The organism is Streptomyces sp. CO7 (assembly GCF_053474865.1).
Window position 1 is genome coordinate 555,180 of sequence record NZ_JBRIOU010000003.1, and the last position, 16,154, is coordinate 571,333.

Sequence of the window (16,154 nt, forward strand, 5' to 3'; positions counted from 1 at the left end):
GGCCCACGGCGGCCGGCGGACGTGGCGGCGGGGGTCGCCGCGCACAAGGCGTCCGCCCGGCCGGGTGGCCGGGCGGACGCGAGGTGGTGAAGGGTGCTGCCGCGGTGCTACTTGGTGACGGCCTTCAGCGCGTCGACGATGCCCGCGCCGTAGAAGCCGTTCTCACGCGGCCCGCCGACGCAGACCGCGTCCACGGTGCCGTTGCTGTCGTAGTCGTACGACGTCGGGCAGTCGAACTTGGTCGCCTGCGCCTTCAGCATCGCGGCCAGCGCGCCCGGAGTGGCCCGCGGGTGCGTCGACTTGATGAGCGCGGCCACGCCGGCGGCGTGCGGGGCGGCCATCGAGGTTCCCTGGGCCCAGCCGTAGGCGCCGTTCGGAAGCGTGGAGTAGATGGCGCCCCGCTTCGGGTCGGTGCCCGGCGGGAGCTGGTAGCGGCTGTCGCCGCCCGGCGCCGCGACGTCGATGACGCCCTTGCCGTAGTTCGAGTAGTACGACTTCTTGTCGAGGTAGCCGGTGGCGGAGACGGTCACCACGCCGTCCAGCTGGGCCGGCATGTCCAGGCACACGTGCGGGTCGATGGTCCGCGTGACCGGGGTGCCGTCGTCCGGGCTGCCCTCGTCGAGGATGGCGTCACCGTCGAGGTCGTTGTAGGAGTTGCCCGCCGAGGCGATGTGCAGGGTGCCCTTGGACGTGGCGTACCTCTTGGCCCGGTTCACCGCGTCCAGAAGAGCCTTCTGGTCGGGGTCGTCGGGGCAGTTGTACTCCCACGGGTCGACGTAGTAGCTGTTGTTGGTGATCTCCACGCCGGTGTCGGCCGCGAAGACGAACGCGCAGACGATCGCCTCGGTGAAGAACAGCTGCGTCTCGTCCGGCTGGGCCACGGTGATGCCGGAGACCTTCACGCCGGGCGCGACGCCGGCCACGCCGATCCCGTTGCGGGCGGCGGCGATCTCACCGGCCACGTGGGTGCCGTGGTAGTGGTCGGAGTCCGCCGGACGCCAGGCGCCGGGCGAGGTGTCGGCCACACCGGTGGAGCAGTCCGCGGACTGGGAGGCCGAGAAGTTGGGCGCCAGGTCCGGGTGGAGGTCGTCGACGCCGGTGTCGATCACGGCCACGGTGACGTTCCGGCTGCCCGGGTTGATCCCGGCGGCCTTGTCTGCGCCGATCGCCGGCAGGTCCCACTGGGCGGCCTCGAACGGTTCGGTCATCCCGGCCTCGGCGGAGGCCTTGGCGAGCTCGGCCTTGTCCGTCTCGGTGGCGCGCTCGACCTGGCCGACGTCGGTGGTCGCGGCGGGCACGAAGGGCTTGGTGCGGGTCGCGCCGGCGCTCTCCACGCCGCGCACGGCGCGGATGGTCGTACCGAAGGAGGGGTCGGCCGAGTGGACGACGATCACGCCGATCTTGTCGTACGACGTGACGATCGAGCCACCGGCCTTGCCTATCGCCTTCTTCACGGACGCCAGGGTGCGGCCGTCCGTCCGGGTGTTGACGACGTACGACAGCGTCTCCCCGGCCGTGGTGGCCGTGACGGCGGCGTCGGGGGCCGGGGCGGCGACGGCCGCGGTCGGCAGGAAGCCGAGCGACGCGGTCAGCGACAGCGCGACCGGCACCGCGAGGGCCAGTCGGCGTCTTGAGCTCAGATGCGCCATGGGGTCTCCACATCATCCTGGATCGAGGCCCGCCCGGGCGGTTGAGTCCCAGGACAGGTACATGACGGAGTGCAGAAGGACGCTATCGTCCGAAGTCGCGGGTCATCAATGAGTCGTGAGCCGTCGACTCGCGCGGCGACGCCCTGTCACCACGTGACCCGTGCCGCGGAGTTCGTCCCACGGGCGTCGACCGGGGGTGCGAACGAAAGCCGGACCCGCTCCGTCACCGTAGGAGAGGCGACGTGCCTCGGGCGGGACCGGAAGGAAAGAGGGCGGCGATGGAAGCCATGTCGTGGGCGCGGACCGGATGGATGAGGAGTCTGGCAGTCGCGGCTGTCCTGGTGTCCGGGGGAGCGGGCTGCGCCGCGGAGGAGGGGAAGGACCAAGGCACCGACACGGCCGGCGCTTCGGAGGGGAAGTGCGCCTACGTAGTGGAGTACGAGGGCCGGACCTACCTCGATGTGAGGGACAGGCCGTCCGCCGGTGCGGACGGCGAGGCGTTCACGGTCGGCGGCGAACTGGGCACCGGTGTGTTGCCCGGGTGCGACGAATCGGGCGGGGCCGACGGGACGGAGGAGCCGGAGAAGGTGACCGTCTACGAGGTCGAGGGTGTGGACCCCGAGGTCGCCGTGGCGGCGGGCGGGACACCGGAGGACGCCCTGTTGGTCGCGGTCGAGGGAGCGCGGCTCCCGACGTCGGACGCGACCTCCTGAGGTTCCGCACGCGGCGCTCCGGGAGACGGAACGACCGCTCCCGGCCCGGAGGACCGGGCCGGGAGCGGCGGCGGGGATCCGGCGCGACTACTCCGCCGGAGCGGTGGAGGTGGGCAGCAGGTCGCCGACCTCGATTCCGCACTGGGCCTCGATGTTGGCGACGACCCGCGGGCGCACGGTGCCCGCCTGCGACGCCAGGCTGTCGTCACCCGCATGGAAGGCGGCCAGCACACCGAGGTCGGTGGCGTCCGTCCCGCTCTCCTTGGCGACGAGCTGATCGAGGACGCCGCCGAGTTCGCTCGAGGTGAACTGGCTGGCCGAGGCGACCGCGAGGGGAGCGGCGATCGAGCAGAAGGTCTCGACGGGCTCGTCGGTGCCGGCGACGGCCTCGAACCGCGCGATGGGGTCGAGGTCGAAGTTGGCCTCGGCCACCGGGTTGGGATCGGTGGTCGTCAGCAACGTCTCGACGTAGTCCACCGGCTTGCCGACGGTGAGGTAGGCGACGGATTCCATGATCACTTCGGCGCCCTGTGCGACGTAGCCGCCGTCCTTCGCGGCGTGCTTGTCGTGGGACTTCACCGCCGCGTCGAACTGGGCCGTGGTCACCGTCTGGCCCTGGTACTCGCCGGCCCCGATGGTGTCACCGTCGTACGGCAGCGCGGACTGGGAGCCGAGCGCCGACCAGGTTCCGTCGGAGAGCTTGGCCAGCGACAGCACGTAGGTGTGTCCCGGCTCGAGACGCGAGCTCTGCTCCAGCGCGATGGGTGTGCGGGTCGCGCCCTGGAAGGACCAGCCGTCCACGACCAGGCTCAGCGTGCTGGGGAGAGTGGGGGCGCCGGGGCGCGACCAGACCGTCTCGCCGACGTCCAGGGTGATGCGTCTGCCGATGTAGCCCTCGCCTGCGGCCACCTCCTCGGCGCTGGCGGGTATCTCGGCCTCGCTGGTGACGTCGACGACCGCCACCTGGTCGCCGTAGGAGACCCAGTCGACAGGGGAGCTGTTGGGCAGCCCGTCCTTGCCCTGGGCCAGGATCACGTCCGGACGCTCGGGCCTGTCGTCGGCGGCGAGCGGGGAGATGAAGGCGGCGGCGCCCAGGGCGGCCACGCCGGCGAGGGCGCTGATGAGTTTGACGCGGGTGCTCATGGTGGAGGGAAGGGCCCTTCCTAGTAGGTGGCGTTGATGTTCTGCACGTTGTTGGAGCCCAGCCCGTACACGTCGTTGTAGGACATGCAGCCGAGTCGGTTGTCGTAGAGCCCGAGCTTCGGAGCGGCCTGCGGACCGTGCGTCAGCCCGACGGCGTGGCCGCTCTCGTGGCAGGTGTCGGACTTGTTGATCGCGCCGATCGACGAGGTGTTGTCGTTGAACCGGACGTAGTGCTGGTCGCACTTGCGCGAGGTGACCGCGTCGTTGCACCACGCGCGCCCGATGGTGGTGGCCGGAAGGCTGCCGGCCTGGTAGACGATGTCGGTCTCCGAGTCTCCGGAGTAGACACCCGAGCTCTTGATCGAGACGGCCAGGTCGGTGGGGCCGTAGTAGCCGGTGAGCGCCGAGCTGATCGCCGACTTCTCGCCGGAGGTGAGGGTGCCCTGGCGGTAGACCGTCAGGGTGGCGTTGTCGGTCTGGCAGAACGTGCCGTCCGACATGCTGCCGTCGTAGCAGCTCGGAGCGAAGTTGGACGTGGGGTACATGTTGTCCGTCACGGCCGCCTCGGCCGAGGGGATCGCGAGGGCGGCGGTGGCCGCGACCGCGGTGAGGACGCCGACGATCCTGTGCTTGGTCCGCACGAGTGCAGAGCTCCTTTTCCTGGACAAGTGGAAGGAAGACTTCCTCGAAGCCCGGCGGGCGTCGACGCGAGTCCTGCAGAGCGTCACCATGGGGCGACGGTCCGTGAGTGATCGACTCGCGGCGCAGAGACAACCCGTGATCGCATGACCACGTCAAGCGATCTTCGGGTGCGGATGGCCGGGAAGGGTCGTGCCTCTTTCGCCCGCGTTCGGGTCGTTGGAGAACTGTGTGCAAACCATTTCTTCACCTGGCACTCACAAATAAGGGGACGTCAGAAATGCTTTGACTTTCCGGCGTTCCGGTGGGTGCGCAATCGGCCAAGGGGGCGCGAACGTCCTGGTGGACGCGCGTTGCGCTGAGAGGTATGGCGTGAAACAGCGCACCGGAGCGGGCCTCGGCGGCAGGGATGCGGAGCCCCGCGAGGGTGGAGGGCGCGTGTGGGGGCGGCTCCGCCCGGGCAGGTCAGGGCCGTCATGTGACGATCCGCGACCCGTTTGAACCGCGCACCGCCCCGTTCCGTGATGGCGGACAAGGGGTGGAAGAGCCGCGACCCCCTGTCGGATCACGTTCCGGGGCCCTAGCATCTCGACCTTGGCCAGTGATCCACATCACAAGCGGTCCGTTGATCCGATGACCACACCCGCACACGAGGAGACTCCGTGGCAGACGCCCCGCCCCTCAAGACGCCGCAACCACGGCAGCCGTCCATCGAGGAGTACACCGAGGTCCAGCAGAGCGCCGAGTTCACCGAACTGCGCCGGTCCTACCGGTCGTTCGCCTTCCCGCTCACACTCGCCTTCATAACCTGGTACCTGCTGTACGTCCTGCTGTCGAACTACGCGGGCGGCTTCATGGGCACCAAGGTGATCGGCAACATCAACGTCGCCCTCGTCCTGGGCGTTCTGCAGTTCGTCAGCACCTTCCTCATCGCCTGGTGGTACGCGCGGACCGCCGCGGCCAAGCTCGACCCCAAGGCCGAGGCCATCAAGACCCGGATGGAGGGCGGCGCGTGAGCACCGAATACGTGATCCTCGCGGCCAACGAGGCCAGCGAGCACCGCACACTGATCATCAGCCTCTTCACCGCCTTCGTCCTCGCCACCCTGGGCATCACCGTCTGGGCGGGCCGCCAGACCAAGGACGCCGCCGACTTCTACGCCGGCGGCCGTCAGTTCTCCGGTTTCCAGAACGGCCTCGCCATCTCCGGCGACTACATGTCGGCCGCGTCCTTCCTGGGCATCGCCGGCGCCATCGCCCTTTCCGGTTACGACGGTTTCCTCTACTCCATCGGCTTCCTGGTCGCCTGGCTCATCGCCCTGCTCCTGGTCGCCGAACCACTGCGCAACTCCGGCCGCTACACCATGGGCGACGTGCTGGCCTACCGGATGCGCCAGCGGCCGGTCCGCACCGCGGCGGGCGTCTCCACCATCGTCGTCTCGATCTTCTACCTGCTCGCGCAGATGGCCGGCGCCGGCGTGCTGGTCTCGCTGCTCCTGGGCATCACCAGCGAGGCCGGCAAGATCGGCATCGTCGCCCTGGTCGGCGTCCTGATGATCATGTACGTGTCCATCGGCGGCATGAAGGGCACCACCTGGGTCCAGATGGTCAAGGCCGTGCTGCTGATGTTCGGCGCGCTGCTGCTGACCTTCCTGGTGCTGCTGAAGTTCAACTTCAACATCTCCGACCTGCTGGGCACCGCCGCCGAGAACAGCGGCAAGGGCGACGCCTTCCTCGAGCCGGGCCTGAAATACGGCATCGACTCGATGACCAAGCTCGACTTCATCTCGCTCGGCATCGCCCTGGTCCTCGGCACCGCCGGTCTGCCGCACATCCTGATCCGCTTCTACACGGTTCCCACCGCCCAGGCGGCCCGCAAGTCCGTGCTCTGGGCGATCGGCCTCATCGGCGCCTTCTACCTGATGACCCTGGCCCTCGGCTTCGGCGCGGCCGCGCTGATGAGTCCCAAGGAGATCACCGACTCCAACCCGGCGGGCAACACCGCGGCCCCCCTGCTCGCCCTGCACCTGGGCGGCGTCGACTCCACCTGGGGCGCGATCCTGCTGGCCTCGATCTCCGCGGTCGCCTTCGCCACCATCCTCGCGGTGGTCGCCGGCCTCACCCTTGCCTCGTCCTCCTCGTTCGCCCACGACATCTACGCGAACGTCATCAAGCGGGGCCAGGCCAGCGACAAGCAGGAGATGAAGGCGGCCCGCTGGTCGACCGTGTTCATCGGCATCGTCGCCATCGGCCTCGGAGCCCTCGCCCGCGACCTCAACGTCGCCGGCCTGGTCGCGCTGGCCTTCGCGGTCGCCGCCTCGGCCAACCTGCCGACGATCCTCTACAGCCTCTTCTGGAAGCGGTTCACCACCCAGGGCGCCCTGTGGTCGATCTACGGCGGCCTGGTCACCGCCGTCGGCCTGGTGCTGTTCTCGCCGGTCGTCTCCGGCGCCGCCACCTCGATGTTCCCGGACGTCGACTTCCACTGGTTCCCGCTGTCCAACCCCGGCATCATCTCCATCCCGGTCGGCTTCCTGCTCGGCTGGCTGGGCACCCTCCTGTCCAAGGAGGAGCCGGACAAGGCCAAGTTCGCCGAGCTGGAGGTCCGTTCGCTCACCGGCACCGGAGCGCACTGACCCACCGCCGGCGCCCGCCGGCATCCGTCGGACGTCACGCGCGGCCGCGCCGCCCCGAGCCATGGCCGGGGCGGCGCGGCCGTCGTCGTCACGTAGGCTCAGGACAGCGGGGACCCGGCTGCGGGGACCCGGCTGCGGATCTCGACCGCGGACTGCGACCGCGGATCTCGACTGCGAGGGAGGGGCCCTGGTGGAGAAGCTCATCGACACCTTCGGCCGGGTGGCCACCGATCTACGGGTCTCGCTGACCGACCGGTGCAACCTGCGCTGCACGTATTGCATGCCCGAGGAAGGGCTGCAGTGGCTGGCCAAGCCGGACCTGCTCACCGACGACGAGATCGTCCGGCTGATCCGCATCGCGGTCACCCACCTCGGCGTCGACGAGGTCCGCTTCACCGGCGGCGAACCGCTGCTGCGCCCCGGCCTGCCCGGCATCGTGGAGCGCGTCGCCGCACTCGACCCGCGCCCCGAGATGTCCCTCACCACCAACGGCATCGGCCTCGGCCGCATCGCCCCGGCGCTGCGCGCCGCCGGGCTCGACCGGGTCAACGTCTCGCTGGACACGCTGCGCCCCGAGGTGTTCAAGACCCTCACCCGCCGCGACCGGCACCACGACGTCCTCGCCGGACTCGCCGCCGCCCGCGAGGCCGGCCTCACGCCGGTCAAGGTCAACGCCGTCCTCATGCCCGGCCTCAACGCGGACGAGGCCCCCGACCTGCTCGCCTGGGCCGTGGAGATGGACTACGAGCTCCGGTTCATCGAGCAGATGCCGCTCGACGCCCAGCACGGCTGGAAGCGCGAGGGCATGGTCACCGCCGGCGACATCCTCACCTCGCTGCGCACCCGCTTCGAGCTGACCCCCGAGGGGGACACCGCCCGCGGCTCCGCACCGGCCGAGCGCTGGCTGGTGGACGGGGGCCCGCACCGGGTCGGCGTCATCGCCTCGGTCACCCGGCCCTTCTGCTCGGCCTGCGACCGCACCCGGCTCACCGCCGACGGACAGGTCCGCACCTGCCTCTTCGCCACCGAGGAGACCGACCTGCGCGCGGCCCTGCGCTCCGGAGCACCCGACGAGGACATCGCCCGCGCCTGGCGGGCCGCCGTGTGGGGCAAGAAGGCCGGCTCCGGCCTCGACGATCCGACCTTCGCCCAGCCGGCCCGCCCCATGTCCGCGATCGGCGGCTAGGACTCCCACTCGGGGAGCGCGACCACGTCCTTGAGGAAGCCGCGGACGCCCAGGAACTGCGACAGGTGTTCGCGGTGCTCCTCGCAGGCCACCCAGGTCTTGCGGCGCTCGGGGGTGTGCACCTTGGGGTTGTTCCAGGCCAGCACCCACAGGGCGGCCTCGCGGCAGCCCTTGGCGGAACAGACGGCGGTCTCGTCACTCACGGTTGGTCTCACAGGAAGCTGCTGGAAAACGGGGGAAAAGGAAGACGCCGGGCAGCCACGGGGGGAGCTGCCCGGCGTCGGTCCATCACTCCGACGGGGGATGCGGAGCGTGTGAGAAGTATGTCACGCGGGCCCTCTCCGGCGGACCCGTTCGGCGCCACCCGCACCGGGCGAACGGCCCGAGCCGGCCGGTCACTCGCGGTCGCCGACCCCTTGAGGGGTCCGGTGGGCCGGGTCCTCCCACGGCTCCGCGACCGCGTCCTCACGGGGCGGCGCGATCATGGGGCGGACCGGGGCGGCGAGGAAGGTCGAGGGCAGCGAGGGGGTGTTCTCCCGGCCCGCGTTGGCGATCACCACCGCCACATAGGGGAGCAGGGCGCCCAGCACCAGTGCCACCACGGCCACCGGGCGCGAGACGTTCCACAGGGTGGCGGCCAGGATCACCGAGAGGGTGCGGACCAGCATGGAGATCACATAGCGCCGCTGCCGTCCGCGTACATCGTCCGCGAGACTCTGCCGGGCGCCGGTGATCCGGAAGACCTGGCCCGTCGAGTCGCTCCGCCGCTTCCGCATCACATTCCACCATCCACCAGCATCGGTCCGAACCGGCATTCACCACGGTACGCCCAGGGCCCCCGGCCGTGGAGACCGGGGCCGTCGGGGGAGAAGACCACACCGCGCCTCGCACGTACGGACTTGTCCGACATGCGCCGTACGGGGGGCGGGCGGAGACTGGGCGTAATGCTCACGTCGATCCGTACGAGGAGGCAGCCATGGGCTGGTTGTGGGCGATCATTGTCGGCTTCGTGCTCGGCCTGCTGGCCAAGGCGATCCTGCCGGGCAAGCAGAACATTCCGTTGTGGCTGACGACCCTGCTGGGTATCGGCGGCGCGCTCGCCGGCAACGCCATCGCGCGCGGTCTGGGCATCGAGGCGACGCCCGGCATCGACTGGGGCCGGCACGTGCTGCAGCTGGGGGCGGCGATCGTCCTGGTGGCCGTCGGAGCCGCGGCGTGGAGGGCGATCATGTCCAAGAGGCAGCAGTCGACCTCGACCCGCACCATCGCCTGAGGCCGCGCCTCACGGCTCCCGCACACGCCCGACCGCACACCCCCGACCACGCACGACGGCGGGCCGGGAAGGGCTCACCGCCCTTCCCGGCCCGCCGGCCGCGTTCCACGGCACGTGAGGCCCTCCGGGCCTCAGGCCCCGGCGACCTCGACCGCCGCCAGGTTCTTCTTGCCCCGGCGCAGCACCAGCCAGCGGCCGTGCAGCAGGTCCGCACGGGCCGGCACGGCGTCCTCGGCGGTCACCTTGACGTTGTTCACGTAGGCGCCGCCCTCCTTCACCGTCCGCCGCGCCGCCGACTTGCTGGCCACCAGGCCGACCTCGGCGAACAGGTCCACCACCGGGCCGAGCTCGGCGACCCGCACGTGCGGGACCTCGGAGAGCGCCGCGGTCAGCGTCCGCTCGTCCAGCTCCGCCAGCTCGCCCTGGCCGAACAGCGCCCGGGAGGCGTTCATCACCGCCGCGGTCTGGTCCGCGCCGTGCACCAGGGTGGTCAGCTCCTCGGCCAGCGCGCGCTGGGCGGCACGGGCCTGCGGGCGCTCCTCGGTCTGCCGCTCCAGCTCCTCCAGCTCCGCGCGGGAGCGGAAGGACAGGATGCGCAGGTACCGGGTGATGTCACGGTCGTCCGTGTTCAGCCAGAACTGGTAGAACGCGTACGGCGTGGTCATCTCCGGGTCCAGCCAGACGGCGCCGCCCTCGGTCTTGCCGAACTTGGTGCCGTCCGCCTTCACCATCAGCGGCGTCGCCAGGCAGTGGACGTGGGCCTCGGGCTCCAGGCGGTGGATCAGGTCCATGCCCGCCGTGAGGTTGCCCCACTGGTCGCTGCCACCCTGCTGCAGGGTGCAGCCGTGGCGGCGGTACAGCTCCAGGAAGTCCATGCCCTGGAGCAGCTGGTAGCTGAACTCGGTGTAGCTGATGCCCTCCTGGGACTCCAGGCGGCGGGCCACCGAGTCCTTGGTCAGCATCTTGTTGACGCGGAAGTGCTTGCCGACGTCCCGCAGGAACTCGATCGCCGACAGGCCGGCGGTCCAGTCCAGGTTGTTGACCAGGGACGCCGCGTTGTCTCCCTCGAAGGAGAGGAACGGCTGGATCTGCGCCCGCAGCCGGTCCACCCAGGCGGCGACCGTCTCAGGCGGGTTCAGCGTCCGCTCGGCCGTCGGCCGGGGGTCACCGATCTGCCCCGTCGCGCCGCCCACCAGGGCGAGCGGCCGGTGACCGGCCTGCTGGAGCCGGCGCATGGTGAGCACCTGCACCAGGTGGCCGACGTGGAGCGAGGGGGCGGTCGGGTCGAAGCCGCAATAGAAGGTGACAGGACCGTTCGCCAGAGCCTTGCGCAGGGCGTCCTCGTCGGTGGACTGGGCGAACAGCCCGCGCCACTTCAGGTCGTCGACGATGTCCGTCACGGTTCTCGTGTCTCCTCGAAACGATCTTCGACCGCCGTCCCGGCAGCCTCTACGAGGTTATACGCCCCGGGCGACGGGGGACGCAGCCCCTTTCGGGGCGGCCCCCCACCGCCCGGCCCCGCTCAGACGCCCTGGCTCACCGAGCTCATGTTGAAGTCCGGGACCCGCAGCGCCGGCATCGCGGCCCGCGTGAACCAGTCGCTCCACTCGCGCGGCAGCGTTCGCTCCGTCCGCCCCGCCTCGACCGCCCGCCCCAGCACGTCCACCGGCGACTCGTTGAACCGGAAGTTGTTCACCGCCCCGGTGACCTCCCCGTTCTCCACCAGGTAGACGCCGTCACGGGTGAGCCCGGTCAGCAGCAGCGTCGCCGGGTCGACCTCTCGGATGTACCAGAGGCAGGTCAGCAGCAGCCCTCGCTGCGTGGAGGCCACCATCTCCTCCAGCGAGCGGTCCTCGCCGCCCTCGAGCACCAGGTTGCCGAGGGACGGCGTCACGGGCATGCCGGTGAGCGCCGCGCTGTGCCGGGTGGACGTGAGGTGGCGCAGCTCGCCGCCGGAGACCCACTCCGTCGCCGACACCGGCAGCCCGTTGTCGAAGACCGACGCGTCGTCCCCCGAGGAGTGGGCCAGGACGAACGGGGCGCACTCCAGGCCCGGCTCCCGCGGGTCGCTGCGCAGGGTCAGCGGCAGGTTCGTCAGCTTCTCGCCGACCCGGGTCCCGCCGCCCGGCCTGCTGAACACCGTCCGTCCCTCGGCGGCGTCCCGCGCCGAGGACGACCACAGCTGGTAGACCAGCAGGTCCGCCACCGCGGAGGGCGGCAGCAGCGTCTCGTAACGCCCGGCGGGCAGGTCGACCTGCCGCTCGGCCCACACCAGCCGCTGGGCCAGCTCCGCGTCCAGCGCGGCGGGGTCCACGTCGGTGAAGTCCCGGGTGGAGCGGCCCGCCCAGGCCGAGCGCAGCCGGTCGGGGGACTTGGCGTTGACCTCCAGCGTCCCGTTGGGCTGGTCGTGGCGCAGCCGCAGCCCGGTGGACGTGCCGAGGTAGCTGGTGACCATCTCGTGGTTGGCGAAGCCGTACAGCTCGCGCCCGCCGTCCCGGGCGCGCGCGAACGCCTCGCCGAGCGCGGGGGCGAAGGCGTCGAACACCGCCGAGGAGGTCTCGGTGGGCGCCTCGGTGAAGCCGGGGGAGTGCGGCACGTCGCGGACCAGCTCGGTCGCGTCCTCCGCGGGGGCGGCCCCGCGGGCGGCGGCCTCGGCGGCCCGCACCAGCGGCTCCAGGTCGTCCGCGGTGACCGCGCCGCGGCTCACCACGCCCGCCGCGGTCCCCTCCTTGCCGTCCACCGTGGCGATCACGGTGAGGTGCCGGCCCCGCGTGACGCCGTTGGTGGTGAGCGCGTTCCCCGCCCAGCGGAGGTTGGCGCTCGAGGTCTCCGCCGCGATCACGACGCATCCGTCGGCCTGCGACAGCTCCAGGGCACGCTCGACGATCTCGTGCGGCTTGTTGGTACGCGGGCTCATCGACCGGCCTCCTGCGTGGTGTTGAGGATGTTGACGCCGCGGAACAGGGCGGACGGGCAGCCGTGCGAGACGGCGGCGATCTGCCCCGGCTGGGCCTTGCCGCAGTTGAACGCGCCGCCCAGCACGTACGTCTGCGGGCCGCCGACCGCCTCCATGGAGCCCCAGAACTGCGGGGTGATGCCCTGGTAGGCGAAGTCCCGCACCTGCCCGTCGAGCCGCCCGTCCTTGATCCGGTAGGCGCGCTGTCCGGTGAACTGGAAGTTGTAGCGCTGCATGTCGATGGACCAGGACCGGTCGCCCACCACGTAGACGCCGTTGTCGACGCTGCCGATCAGGTCGTCGGTGGACATCCCCGCCGGGTCGGGCAGCAGCGACACGTTGGCCATCCGCTGGACCGGCACCCGCGACGGGGAGTCGGCGAACGCGCAGCCGTTGGACCGCTCGAACCCGGTCAGCCGCGCCATCCGGCGGTCCAGCTGGTAGCCGGTCAGCGCGCCGTCCTTCACCAGGTCCCAGGACTGTCCGGCCACGCCCTCGTCGTCGTAGCCGATGGTCGCCAGGCCGTGCTCGGCGGTGCGGTCGCCGGTCACGTTCATCTTCTCGGAGCCGTACCTCAGCTTGCCGAGCTGGTCGAAGGTCGCGAAGGAGGTGCCCGCGTACGCGGCCTCGTAGCCCAGCGCGCGGTCCAGCTCGGTGGCGTGGCCGATCGACTCGTGGATGGTCAGCCACAGGTTCGACGGGTCGACCACCAGGTCGTACACCCCGGCCTTCACGCTGGGGGCGCGCATCTTCTCGCGCAGCAGCTCCGGGATCTCGTCGAGCTCCCGCTGCCAGTCCCAGCCGGTGCCGGTCAGGTACTCCCAGCCGCGCCCCACGGGCGGGGCGAGCGTGCGCATCGAGTCGAACTCGCCGGTCGACTCGTCCACCGAGACCGCGTTGAACTGCGACTGCAGGCGGACGCGCTGCTGGGTGGTGACCGTGCCGGCGGTGTCCGCGTAGAACTTGTTCTCGTGGACGGTGCGCAGCGAGGCGTCCACGTGGTCGACGCCGTCCGCGGCGAGCAGCCGCGCGCTCCAGTCGGCCAGCAGCCCCGACTTCTCCTCGTCCGGCACCTCGAACGGGTCGATCTCGTACGCGGAGACCCAGGTCCGCTCGGCGTGCACCGGCTCGTCCGCCAGCTCCACGCGCTCGTCCGACCCGGCCGCGGCGATCACCTTCGCGGTGAGCTTCGCCATCGCCACCGCCTGCGAGGCGACCTTGGCGGCGGCGTCCATGGTGAGGTCCACGCCGGAGGCGAAGCCCCACGCGCCGCCGTGCACCACGCGGACCGCGTACCCCAGGTCGGTGGTGTCCGAGGACCCGGCCGGCCGGGCGTCCCGCAGCCGCCAGGACGCGCTGCGCACGCGCTCGAACCGGAAGTCGGCGTGCTCCGAACCCAGCGCCCTGGCCCGCGCCAGCGCGGCGTCGGCCAGGGCCCTCAACGGCAGTGCCAGGAACGACGGATCGATTTCATGGGGCACGGAGGGCATCCCTTCAGGCGGTCACTGCGCTGACAACAGGGCAGTGAACCACGGCGGGAGCGCCCGTGTGCGCGTGTTTGTCCGGGGCGAACACGGGTCGGTTCGCCCGGTCGCCCGCCAAGGGGCCATCATGCGGGGCATGTTGAGGACAAGGCTTCCGCTGCTGGTGCTCATCCCCCTTCCGGCCGCCTGCGGTTCGGTGCTCACCGATCCGAGGGAGAGGGCTGCCGGCGCCGCGAGCACCTGCTCGCCGGCCGTCGACGACCCGACGGGAGCGTCGGCGCCCCCGCTCGCCGGCTGCGCGGCGCAGGACACGCCGGAACCTGGTGACATGGGGGACGAGTGGAACCGGCGGCTCGCCGAGAACCACCGCTACCGCGAGGAGAGGGAGATCACCGCCGAGCAGCGGGCCGCGGCACAGCCGGACGCCCGGGCCCTCGCCCGGCTGCTGGCCCGGATCGCGGACGGCGGGGCCGCGACCGACGAGGCCGCCCTCCGGGAGGCCGTCGCCGAGGAGCTCGACGTCGAAGCCGGCGCGGTCGACATGCGGGTGGAGAGCTTCCACCCCCTGCGGTACGCCGTGGTGTCGGTGTCCCGGGGGCCGGTCTGCACCAAGGTCACGGTGGACCCGGCGGGCGAGGTGACGTCGGAGGTCACCGGCATGATCCTCGACGGCGGCTGTCTGCCCGCGCCGGGGCACTGAGGCGGCGGGGCCCGTGGCTGGCGGGCCGCCACAACGGGGGTCGGCGCGGCGTCGGTCCCGGCGCACGTTCCGGGCCCGGGACGGCCGCGGGCCGCGGAGGCCGACTGTAGGGATCCCACAGCGGGCGGGGGTGCGCTGCTGTTCGTGCCCGAAGGCCCCGGACGGCGGGCGGACCGATAGGTTTTCGGGGAAGCCGCCGGTCGGCGCGCGAGCGCGGCCGGGCGGGGAGACCTAAGGAAGCACGAAGGGGGACGGATGAGCCGCTCGGTTCTCGTCACCGGAGGCAACAGGGGCATCGGCCTCGCCATCGCCCGCGCGTTCGCCCAGGCCGGCGACAAGGTCGCGTACACCTACCGCTCCGGCGAGCCGCCGGCCGAGCTCGCCGACCTCGGCTGTCTCGCCGTCCGCTGCGACATCACCGACTCCGAGCAGGTCGAGCAGGCCTACAAGGAGGTCGAGGAGCGGCACGGTCCGGTCGAGGTGCTGGTGGCCAACGCCGGCGTCACCAAGGACCAGCTGCTGATGCGCATGTCGGAGGAGGACTTCACCTCCGTCATCGACACCAACCTCACCGGCACCTTCCGCGTGGTCAAGCGCGCCAACAAGGCCATGCTGCGGGCCCGCAAGGGCCGCGTCGTCCTGATCTCCTCGGTGGTCGGGCTGATGGGCCAGGCGGGCCAGGCCAACTACGCCGCCTCCAAGGCCGCGCTGGTCGGCTTCGCGCGCTCCCTCGCCCGCGAGCTGGGATCGCGCAACATCACCTTCAACGTCGTCGCCCCCGGCTTCGTGGACACCGACATGACGCGCGAACTCCCCGAGGAGACGCGCAAGGAGTTCCTCACCCGGGTCCCGCTGGGGAGGTACGCGGAGGTCGAGGAGATCGCCGGCGTCGTGCGCTTCCTCTCCTCGGACGAGGCGTCGTACATCACTGGAGCCGTCATCCCCGTTGACGGCGGATTGGGCATGGGTCACTGATCGACATGAGCGGAATTCTCGAGGGCAAGCGGATCCTGATCACCGGCGTGCTGCTGGAGTCCTCCATCGCCTTCCACGTGGCGAAGCTGGCCCAGGAGCAGGGCGCGGAGATCATCCTCACCGCCTTCCCCCGGCCGACGCTCACCGAGCGGATCGCCAAGAAGCTGCCGAAGCCGACCAAGGTGATCGAGCTGGACGTCACCAACGACGAGCACCTCGGCCGCCTGGCCGACGTGGTCGCCGAGGAGCTCGGCACGCTGGACGGCGTGGTCCACTCCATCGGCTTCGCGCCGCAGGACGCGCTGGGCGGCAACTTCCTCAACACGCCGTTCGAGTCGGTGGCCACGGCCATGCACGTCTCGGCGTTCTCGCTGAAGTCGCTGACCACGGCCTGCCTGCCGCTGATGCAGAACGGCGGCTCGGTGGTGGGCCTCACCTTCGACGCCCAGTACGCCTGGCCGCAGTACGACTGGATGGGCCCGGCGAAGGCCGCGCTGGAGGCCACGAGCCGGTACCTGGCGCGTGACCTGGGCAAGCAGAACGTGCGGTCCAACCTGGTCTCCGCGGGCCCGCTCGGCTCGATGGCCGCGAAGTCCATCCCCGGATTCAGCGACCTCGCGGCGGTGTGGGACACGCGCGCGCCGCTGGAGTGGGACCTGACGGACCCGGAGCCGGCCGCGAAGGGCGTCGTCGCGCTGCTGAGCGACTGGTTCCCGAAGACGACGGGCGAGATCATCCACGTCGACGGCGGCCTCCACGCCATCGGCGCGTAACCGCCCCGCGCCCTGACCGCCACTGCCC

General features: G+C 71.2%; 16 protein-coding genes. 8 read left to right on the plus strand and 8 right to left on the minus strand.

Annotation, left to right across the window (positions count from 1 at the left end):
• Positions 1-107: 107 nt before the first annotated feature.
• A complete protein-coding gene (locus tag ACOV8S_RS12505; protein WP_448317848.1) occupies positions 108-1,649 on the minus strand; it encodes a S8 family serine peptidase in 1,542 nt (513 codons plus the stop codon).
• A 242-nt stretch (positions 1,650-1,891) separates the two neighbouring features.
• On the opposite strand from ACOV8S_RS12505, the gene ACOV8S_RS12510 reads away from it, so the two are divergent.
• Positions 1,892-2,362 (plus strand): DUF6281 family protein, encoded by a 471-nt coding sequence (locus ACOV8S_RS12510; protein ID WP_448317849.1) that lies wholly within the window; start codon positions 1,892-1,894, stop codon positions 2,360-2,362.
• A gap of 87 nt (positions 2,363-2,449) precedes the next feature.
• Here the strand turns inward: ACOV8S_RS12510 and ACOV8S_RS12515 are convergent, their stop codons facing one another.
• The gene (locus tag ACOV8S_RS12515; protein ID WP_448317850.1) at positions 2,450-3,505 is read right to left on the minus strand and encodes a hypothetical protein; all 1,056 of its coding nucleotides are present in this window, start codon (positions 3,503-3,505) and stop codon (positions 2,450-2,452) included.
• A gap of 20 nt (positions 3,506-3,525) precedes the next feature.
• The gene (locus ACOV8S_RS12520; RefSeq protein WP_448317851.1) at positions 3,526-4,146 is read right to left on the minus strand and encodes a hypothetical protein; all 621 of its coding nucleotides are present in this window, start codon (positions 4,144-4,146) and stop codon (positions 3,526-3,528) included.
• 660 nt (positions 4,147-4,806) lie between these two features.
• Between ACOV8S_RS12520 and ACOV8S_RS12525 the strand changes: the two genes are divergently transcribed.
• The 3 genes from ACOV8S_RS12525 (at position 4,807) to moaA (ending at position 7,965) form a co-directional block, all read left to right on the plus strand.
• On the plus strand, positions 4,807-5,160 hold the full coding sequence (locus ACOV8S_RS12525; protein ID WP_448317852.1) for a DUF485 domain-containing protein: 354 nt from the start codon (positions 4,807-4,809) through the stop codon (positions 5,158-5,160).
• Positions 5,157-6,779, plus strand: a complete 1,623-nt coding sequence (locus tag ACOV8S_RS12530; RefSeq protein WP_448317853.1) for a solute symporter family protein — start codon at positions 5,157-5,159, stop codon at positions 6,777-6,779. The genes ACOV8S_RS12525 and ACOV8S_RS12530 overlap by 4 nt, the downstream gene beginning before the upstream one ends.
• 190 nt (positions 6,780-6,969) lie before the next feature.
• Positions 6,970-7,965, plus strand: a complete 996-nt coding sequence (gene moaA / locus ACOV8S_RS12535; protein WP_448317854.1) for a GTP 3',8-cyclase MoaA — start codon at positions 6,970-6,972, stop codon at positions 7,963-7,965.
• Here moaA and ACOV8S_RS12540 read toward each other — a convergent pair.
• Together ACOV8S_RS12540 and ACOV8S_RS12545 are read right to left on the minus strand one after the other, a co-directional pair.
• Positions 7,962-8,168, minus strand: coding sequence for a hypothetical protein (locus tag ACOV8S_RS12540; protein ID WP_448317855.1), 207 nt, complete (start codon positions 8,166-8,168; stop codon positions 7,962-7,964). The genes moaA and ACOV8S_RS12540 overlap by 4 nt on opposite strands.
• A 192-nt stretch (positions 8,169-8,360) precedes the next feature.
• Entirely contained in the window at positions 8,361-8,741 is a 381-nt protein-coding gene (locus ACOV8S_RS12545; protein ID WP_448317856.1) for a DUF3099 domain-containing protein, read from the minus strand.
• 200 nt (positions 8,742-8,941) lie between these two features.
• Here ACOV8S_RS12545 and ACOV8S_RS12550 point away from each other — a divergent pair, with 200 nt between their 5' ends.
• Complete coding sequence (locus ACOV8S_RS12550; protein ID WP_448317857.1) at positions 8,942-9,238, plus strand: GlsB/YeaQ/YmgE family stress response membrane protein; 297 nt, start codon at positions 8,942-8,944, stop codon at positions 9,236-9,238.
• 131 nt (positions 9,239-9,369) lie between these two features.
• On the opposite strand, the gene tyrS is transcribed toward ACOV8S_RS12550, so the two are convergent.
• The 3 genes from tyrS to ACOV8S_RS12565 form a co-directional block, all read right to left on the minus strand.
• Positions 9,370-10,638, minus strand: a complete 1,269-nt coding sequence (tyrS, locus tag ACOV8S_RS12555; protein WP_448317858.1) for a tyrosine--tRNA ligase — start codon at positions 10,636-10,638, stop codon at positions 9,370-9,372.
• Positions 10,639-10,760: 122 nt separating this feature from the next.
• Positions 10,761-12,155, minus strand: coding sequence for a metallopeptidase TldD-related protein (locus ACOV8S_RS12560; RefSeq protein ID WP_448317860.1), 1,395 nt, complete (start codon positions 12,153-12,155; stop codon positions 10,761-10,763).
• Positions 12,152-13,675: a TldD/PmbA family protein gene (locus ACOV8S_RS12565; protein WP_448317861.1), complete on the minus strand. Its 1,524-nt coding sequence runs from the start codon at positions 13,673-13,675 to the stop codon at positions 12,152-12,154. The genes ACOV8S_RS12560 and ACOV8S_RS12565 overlap by 4 nt, the downstream gene beginning before the upstream one ends.
• Positions 13,676-13,814: 139 nt before the next feature.
• Here ACOV8S_RS12565 and ACOV8S_RS12570 point away from each other — a divergent pair, with 139 nt between their 5' ends.
• The 3 genes from ACOV8S_RS12570 (at position 13,815) to fabI (ending at position 16,126) form a co-directional block, all read left to right on the plus strand.
• Entirely contained in the window at positions 13,815-14,378 is a 564-nt protein-coding gene (locus ACOV8S_RS12570) for a precorrin-3B C(17)-methyltransferase (RefSeq protein ID WP_448317863.1), read from the plus strand.
• A gap of 255 nt (positions 14,379-14,633) precedes the next feature.
• Positions 14,634-15,353, plus strand: a complete 720-nt coding sequence (gene fabG / locus ACOV8S_RS12575; RefSeq protein ID WP_448317864.1) for a 3-oxoacyl-[acyl-carrier-protein] reductase — start codon at positions 14,634-14,636, stop codon at positions 15,351-15,353.
• 5 nt (positions 15,354-15,358) lie between these two features.
• Complete coding sequence (gene fabI, locus ACOV8S_RS12580; protein ID WP_448317865.1) at positions 15,359-16,126, plus strand: enoyl-ACP reductase FabI; 768 nt, start codon at positions 15,359-15,361, stop codon at positions 16,124-16,126.
• Positions 16,127-16,154: the final 28 nt, after the last annotated feature.